This is a genomic window from Bacteroides acidifaciens, from assembly GCF_024623065.1.
In the GTDB taxonomy this organism is placed as follows: domain Bacteria; phylum Bacteroidota; class Bacteroidia; order Bacteroidales; family Bacteroidaceae; genus Bacteroides; species Bacteroides acidifaciens.
This window is the reverse complement of record NZ_JANJZR010000018.1, coordinates 66,336-72,494: the sequence shown is the minus strand read 5'-3', so window position 1 is coordinate 72,494 and position 6,159 is coordinate 66,336. Positions and strand designations below refer to the sequence as shown.

Below are 6,159 nucleotides of genomic sequence, written 5' to 3'. Positions count from 1 at the left end.
GAAAGGGAGACTTTTTATTGTGTGGACTATTATTTAAATTGAGGAAAAAGATGAGGGGGGCTTTTTAGTCAGCCCCAGAAAGAAAGTAGCTCTGGCGAGCTTTTCCCACCCTCTAAACCGGAGAAACCTAAAAGAGTCGCAAAAGAATTTATATCTCCTACGCTTGATGAGGTTATTCAACACTTCATCAAGCAAAATGCTCCGGAACGGTTAGATGACTGGCAAGAGCAAGCAGAAATATTCTTCAATCACTTTGACTCGATAGGGTGGAAGAATGCCAATGGAGTGAAAATAGAGCGGTGGGATTCCAAAGCAAACCTTTGGATACTGGATCGTATTCGTGAAAATCGAAAAAATGAATTAGACCATGACGGAAGAGGAAAAGAATTTATCAAGCAAACTTCAAAATTTGATGGAGAAGGAAGCCGGCAAGCGCAAACTGACGATCCAACAGATAGAGAATCTGATAAAAAGGCACAAAGAAAGTATTCAGAACGTTTCTGAATATGATTTAACTGATACGCAAGAGTATTACAGTCATTGGAATTTAATTTCTAACCTTGGTACGGATTATACGGAACGGGAGTTTAGAAAATTTGATGTTGATGATAACAACTCTAAACTAATTCAGTTTCTTCTGTACTACTTCAACGGATGTCGGTATGCTCAAAATGTGTTTCCGGAAGAGAATTACAAGGTTCATAAGAATCTTTTGCTTGTTGGTGAACCTGGTACCGGAAAAACAATGTTGATGCAGATTTTTGCAGATTATTTGAAACTCACTTGTAACCCCAATGCTTTTGAAAACTTGTCTGTTACTCAAATGATGAATTATTATAAAATTCACGGGCATATTGACTTGTACACTTACAATGAGAATCAATCCAAAGGATTTAAACCAAATCCCTTTAATATCTGCTTGAATGATATCGGTCTGGAAACGGAAAATCAAAAATCGTATGGTACCAGTCTCGATTCAGTTATTGATGAATTTCTTTATGCCCGGTATGAGATTTTTCAGCAATATGGCAAGAAGTATCATATAACATCGAATCTTGGCATAGCCGAATTTAAGAAACGTTTCGGACCAAGATTAGTGGATCGTTTTAAAACGTTTAATGTTCTCCCCCTGTGTGGCGAGAGTCGTAGAATATAGCTACTATGAAAGTTACAATTTACTGGGTTACTAAAGATTCGGATAAAATTGCTCGTATCAGAGAGCGTTTCGGTATTGGAACGTATCGAAGTGTGAACGGTGAAACGCCTGCTGAAATACGAGAAGAAGATATGGAACTTCTTCGGAAAACTGAAAGAAGAGGATTTATTCAAATACGTAATAAGCCCACATGAAAATGGCGTTAAAATGGCGAAGTTTCTGTTTGCATAACTTGTCATTTTACGATAACTTTACTGATGTAATGAATTAAAAGTCAAACCAATATAATTAAATTATGGAAGTACAAAACATTAGAATTGACCTTATTAGTCCTTCTCCTTTGAATCCGAGAAAGACTTTTGATGAAGCAGCTCTTGAAGAGCTCGCAAGCAACATTGAAAAGCAAGGCTTATTGCAGCCTATCACCGTCAGGGTAGCCAAATCCGAAGATTTTACTGACTTAGAGACTGGCGGTGTTACGACAATTCCCTGTTCGTATGAAATTGTTTGCGGTGAGCGTCGTTTTCGGGCTGTGTCACTTTTGAAAGCAAAGGAAGATGAAGCGAATGTTGCAAAAATCAAAGCCCATCGAAAAAAGTCGGAAAAATTTCAGACAATATCCTGCATTGTCAGAGAAATGACAGATGATGAGGCTTTTGAAGCGATGATTACCGAGAATCTTCAAAGAAAAGATGTTGATCCCATCGAAGAAGCTTTTGCCTTTGCGCAGTTGACTGAGAAAGGACGGACTTTGGAAGATATTGCTCTTAAATTTGGAAAGTCTACTCGTTTTGTCTTTGACCGTATAAAGCTAAACGGTCTTATCCCGGAACTGAAAGAACGTGTAAGAAATGGAGACATACCATTATCCGGTGCTATGATTCTTTCAAAACTTGACGAAGAAACTCAAAAGGAGTTCAATGAGGAAGAAGATGAACAATGCACGACATCTATGATACGTGACTATGTTAGTAATTCCTTTTTAGAACTGGATAAAGCGGATTGGATTAAAGAAGACGCTGACAATTGGGAAAATGGCGAATTTAAGCAGTGCTCTCAATGTGAATCTAATACCTGTAATCATGGTTGTTTGTTCTATGAGATGAATAATAAGAATGCTCGCTGTATCAATGCTGCCTGTTTTTATAGAAAGCGGATTGCATATGTAATCCGAAAGATTCTGCTTGAGAGTGAGAATCTTGTTAAAGTAGGTGAACCTTTTTCATTCGGAAAAACTGTTATTGTAGCAAAAGCAGAATATTATTGGAGTGATGAAAGAAAAGCACAATATGAAAGTGCTTTAGAAGCCGTAAAGCAACTTGGATTTGAAGTAGTTAATCCAGATGAGGTGTTTAGGAGTTTATGTTATTATAGTGCTGATGATGAACGGACACTAAAAATGCTTGATGAAGGTGAAATTTATCGCTGTATCTCATTCTTTGGTAATTATAATCCAGAATTTAATATAAAATTCTATTACACAAAGAAAGAACTGGTTTCTAGTACTGCCGCTGTTGCCGATCTAAAAGAGATAGAAAGGGAAAAAATAAACGCCCAATTAAAAAGAGCGAAGGATATAGTCAAGGAGAAGTCTGCTGAAGAAATGCGCAAGTGGGCGCAAGAGAAACCGTACTATCGGAGAACAAAAGAATTCTCTGAAAATGAACAACTAGTTTTTGATGTGCTGGTTCTTAGCGGTTGTAGCAGTACTTATCTTGAAAAACTGAATTTGAAAAAATGGAATGGTGAGAGTGATTTTGTAAATTATGTCAAGAACAACCAAGCCGACCGGCATCAATGGTATAGAGCCTTTATTGCTGAATGCTTATCATCGAATAATGTGAATTTCTACTCCTATTTGCAGAAGTGTCAGAAAATCCTTTTTGCAGAACAATATCCGGATGATTTCAAAGCGCTCTCTAAGAAACTTGCGGATTCATATGATAAGAAAGAAAAGAAGCTCAAAGAAAGACTGAAAGAGCTAAATAACGATAACACAGAGGAAGCCTAACGGTTTCCTCTCTTTATTTGAAATGAAAATGAAAGACTATATAGAATTTCTAAAAGACAAGATGGCTATTAGCCACAATACTGGATTTGAAGTTAATCCTGATGAAATATCAACTTCTCTTTACCCTCATGTAAGAGATACCGTTCGTTGGGCGGTATCCGGTGGTTGCCGTGCCATATTCTCCAGTTTCGGTATGCAAAAAACAGTTACCCAATTGGAGATATGCAGAGTTATAATCAACCAGTATTTTGGTAAAGCTCTTATCGTTTGTCCTAAACGTGTAGTAGTAGAGTTTATCACCCAAGCTAAGGAGCACATGAACATGACAGTTAAGTATGTCAAGACCATGAGCGAAGTCAGAGCCTGCAAGTGTGATATAATGATTACCAACTATGAGCGTGTCCGTGACGGAGAAGACGGCGTAAGAATAGAACCTTCCTATTTTACCGTTACCTCATTGGATGAAGCAAGCGTATTGAGAGGGTTCGGCACCAAGACATACCAAGAGTTCCTACCGCTGTTCGCCGATGTGCCTTTCCGCTTTGTTGCCACTGCCACGCCGTCACCTAACAGATACAAGGAGCTGATACATTATGCCGGATATCTTGGAGTGATGGATACAGGTCAAGCCCTTACACGTTTTTTTCAACGTGATAGTACCAAAGCTAATAATCTAACGCTTTATCCACACAAAGAAAAAGAATTTTGGCTGTGGGTATCAACTTGGGCATTGTTCCTAACCAAGCCTTCCGACCTCGGTTATCCTGATACCGGCTATGAATTGCCGGAACTGCGGGTACATGAAGAAGTGGTTAGCGTTGACAATTCCACTGCCGGTACAGACCGTGACGGACAAGTGAAGATGTTTCGTGAGGCTGCTCTCGGACTTGCTGATGCAGCGAAAGAACGTCGGGACAATATGGCAGAGAAGATTGCCCGTGTCGTAGAGATTATTAATCGTCCTGAAAACAAGGACGAGCATTTCCTTTTGTGGCATGACCTTGAGAGTGAGCGGGAAGCCCTTTGCAAGGCTATCCCCGGTTGCAAAGCTGTTTATGGCTCGCAGGATGATGAGGAAGCCGACAAGGTGATAGCGGACTTCAAAAACGGGAGATTGAAATACCTGGCCGCAAAGCCTGAAATGCTTGGTGAGGGTTTGAACTTCCAGTACCATTGTCATAAGGCTATCATGTTCATCGACTACCGGTTCAATGACAAGTTTCAGGCGATAGCCCGTATCTACCGTTTCATGCAAAAACATCCTGTAGACCTTTACTTGGTCTATGCAGAAAGTGAAGGAGAGATATTCAAAAGCTTTATGCAGAAATGGGCGCAGCATCGTGAAATGGTTTCTAAAATGACTGATATCGTCCGTGAGAACGGTCTGTTCGGTTTGCAGGCAGAGGAGAAGATGATGCGCTGGATGTTTGCCAGCCGTGAAGAAAAATCCGGTAAACTGTGGAAAGCCATCAATAACGACAATGTTTTGGAGTGTCAGAAAATGGAAAGCAACTCGGTGGATTTGGTTGTAACCAGCATCCCTTTTTCCAATCATTACGAATATACGCCGACCTATAACGATTTCGGGCATAATGAAAGCAACGACAAGTTCTTCGAGCAGATGGACTACCTCACACCAGAACTGATGCGGATATTGAAGCCTGGGCGGCTGGCTTGCATCCATGTGAAAGACCGTGTATTGTTCGGTAATGCCACAGGTGACGGTATGCCCACCATCGACCCGTTCTCCGAAATGACGGTATTTCACTACATGAAACACGGATTCCGCTACATGGGGCGTATCACAGTAGATACCGATGTGGTAAGGGAGAATAACCAGACCTACCGCCTTGGCTATACAGAGATGTGCAAAGATGGTTCTAAGATGGGTATTGGTTGCCCTGAATATGTGCTTCTTTTCCGTAAACTGCCTTCTGATACTTCACGTGCCTATGCAGATTTGCCAGTAACCAAGAATAAGAATGAATATTCGTTAGCCCGCTGGCAAATAGATGCTCATGCAAGTTGGAAATCTTCAGGTAATACTTTGTTAAGCTATGAAGATATGAAAGTTGCCGGTATTGACAAGATACGCCATTTGTTTAGAAACTATGAGCGTGAACATATATACAATTATGAAGAACATGTTGCTTTCGCTGAAGAATTAGAAGTTTACGGTAAACTACCAAAAACATTTATGGCCGTAGATCCTGTAAGTAAGAAACCTTGGATTTGGGATGACGTTACCCGGATGCGTACACTCAATACCAAGCAGTCACAGAAAAAACGTCAAAATCATATTTGTCCTCTTCAGCTTGATATTGTTGAGAGGTTGATTGAACGGTATTCAAATAAAGGAGACTTGGTATTCGACCCATTTGGCGGTATCGGTACTGTTCCTTACTGTGCTATTAGATTGGGGCGTAAAGGGCTCTCTACCGAGTTGAATTATGACTATTGGAAAGACAGCCTTTCATACTTGCATGAAGCTGAAATTGAAGTGAATGCACCGACGCTATTTGATTTGATGGAAGCTATTTAATCTAAATAAGAATGGATATGTATTTGTATAAAAACAGACCACCGCCTTTATTAAATAGTGTGAGATTATTCTTAGTCTAACAATTTAACCCGATCGATATGATAACATTGAATAGGTTTGCCCAGAGATGCTTGAATATCATGAGGAAGCGCTTTAAGATGAATGAGCATAGCTCAAGAAAAGCGTTTAGCATAAGAATTGAAGCCGTTTGGAGAAAATTCGATATTGCTTCTAAATATAGGAGTGATAATCTTCCTAAATATTCGGAAGATGAAGAATTGGCAGCCGAGATGATAATTTACCTTGTTGCCTATTTAAAAAGATTTGGTTGTGAGGACATTGAACAGCTTATCAAAGATAAGATAGAGTTCGATGATAGAAAAAATGATTAGGTGTTGTTACTGACTGTTTGTGTTGTTGATTTTGTGTTGTTGATTTTAATATAGTTAG

The 6,159-nt window shown here is 39.6% G+C and carries 5 protein-coding genes; all 5 read left to right on the top strand.

Annotated elements, in window-relative coordinates; genetic code table 11:
* Positions 1–367 precede the first annotated feature (367 nt).
* The 5 genes from NSB03_RS07855 (at position 368) to NSB03_RS07835 (ending at position 6,101) form a co-directional block, all read left to right on the top strand.
* Positions 368–1,156 (top strand): AAA family ATPase, encoded by a 789-nt coding sequence (locus NSB03_RS07855; RefSeq protein WP_257466313.1) that lies wholly within the window; start codon positions 368–370, stop codon positions 1,154–1,156.
* A gap of 5 nt (positions 1,157–1,161) precedes the next feature.
* The gene (locus NSB03_RS07850) at positions 1,162–1,350 is read left to right on the top strand and encodes a hypothetical protein (RefSeq protein ID WP_128824290.1); all 189 of its coding nucleotides are present in this window, start codon (positions 1,162–1,164) and stop codon (positions 1,348–1,350) included.
* Positions 1,351–1,451: 101 nt separating this feature from the next.
* Positions 1,452–3,167, top strand: coding sequence for a ParB/RepB/Spo0J family partition protein (locus NSB03_RS07845; RefSeq protein WP_024986969.1), 1,716 nt, complete (start codon positions 1,452–1,454; stop codon positions 3,165–3,167).
* Positions 3,168–3,195: 28 nt separating this feature from the next.
* Positions 3,196–5,709, top strand: coding sequence for a DNA methyltransferase (locus tag NSB03_RS07840; protein WP_135036121.1), 2,514 nt, complete (start codon positions 3,196–3,198; stop codon positions 5,707–5,709).
* Positions 5,710–5,807: 98 nt separating this feature from the next.
* Positions 5,808–6,101, top strand: a complete 294-nt coding sequence (locus NSB03_RS07835) for a hypothetical protein (RefSeq protein ID WP_004318818.1) — start codon at positions 5,808–5,810, stop codon at positions 6,099–6,101.
* Positions 6,102–6,159 lie beyond the last annotated feature (58 nt).